Origin of the sequence: Alteromonas hispanica (assembly GCF_010500915.1) — a bacterium.
GTDB classification, from domain to species: domain Bacteria; phylum Pseudomonadota; class Gammaproteobacteria; order Enterobacterales; family Alteromonadaceae; genus Alteromonas; species Alteromonas hispanica.
Genome location: NZ_JAAAWP010000021.1, coordinates 1 through 1,222 on the forward strand (window position 1 = coordinate 1; position 1,222 = coordinate 1,222).

A 1,222-nucleotide genomic window follows, 5' to 3' on the forward strand; every position below is an offset into this window, starting at 1 on the left:
GGGTTCTACCCATATTTTACGGACACAGCCATAAAGAGGCATACTATGCCTAGAAGGAGTGTCTATGACCAAACGAAGAAAATATTCCCCGGAATTTAAACGCGAAGCCGTTTTACTGACCCAGCAACCGGGTGTGAGTTGTCGCCAGATAGCACTGGATATCGGTGTTAATCCCAACCTGTTAAATCGTTGGAAACGTGAAGCAGAGCAAAACAAAGACCAAGCATTTAAAGGCCATGGCAGCCCCCGTGATGAAGAAATGGCGAAACTGAAACGAGAGCTGGCTAAAGTCAAAAAGGAACGCGATTTTTTGCGAGAAGCGGCAACGTTCTTCGCCAAAGAGTTACCGTAAGGTATCAGGCGATATCGCGTTGCCGCGACAGCTTTGCAGTTCGCATGATGTGCCGCTGCCTAAACGTCTCACCGAGTGGTTATTATGCATGGGTGGAGCGTCAGCCCAGTGCGCGTGATATCGCCAACGCACGGTTGCTTGAGCGAATGCGAGAAATTCACGACGACAGCGGCGGCATTATTGGCGCGCCGCGGATGCATGAAGACCTGCAAACCGACGGTCTCAAGGCCAGTTTGAATCGTATCGCAAGGCTCATGGCTGCGAATGGCATTTACGGCTGGCCGCGCAAAAAAGGCCGTGGTACAAAACGCAGCTCAGTGCGTCCTGCTGGTCTAGCCAATCATCTTGAACGAGACTTTACCGCACAGGAGCCGGAAACCAAGTGGGTCACTGACATCACTGAAATCGCGACATTGGAAGGAAAGCTCTACCTGTGTGTGGTGCTTGACCTGTTCAGCAAACTCATCGTGGGCTGGTCAATGCATCATCGCCAGGACAGGCACATGGTCATGCGTGCCGTTGAAATGGCAGTCTGGCAACGGCAGGAGCAACATAACGTAGTGCTGCACTCTGATCGCGGGACACAGTTTACCAGCGGTGATTATCAGCGATTGCTCAAGCGCGAAAACCTGACTAGTAGCATGAGTGCCGTGGGCCACTGTGCAGATAACGCTGCCTGTGAGGGGTTCTTCGGTGTGCTGAAGCGTGAACGGATTAACTATCGACAATATCGAACAAGGGATGAAGCGAGAGCTGACGTATTCGATTACGTCGAGCGGTTCCATAATCCAAGAATGCGACGTAGACTAGCAAATCAAGACAGCAAGTTTACGTCTTTATCAAACCGTCCGTAAAAACGGGGTAGAACCC

Annotated in this window: 1 pseudogene; it reads left to right on the forward strand. The window is 51.3% G+C overall.

Annotation, left to right across the window (positions count from 1 at the left end):
• The first annotated feature begins 64 nt into the window (after positions 1–64).
• Positions 65–1,217 (forward strand): annotated as a pseudogene (locus GTW09_RS17345) (IS3 family transposase).
• Positions 1,218–1,222: the final 5 nt, after the last annotated feature.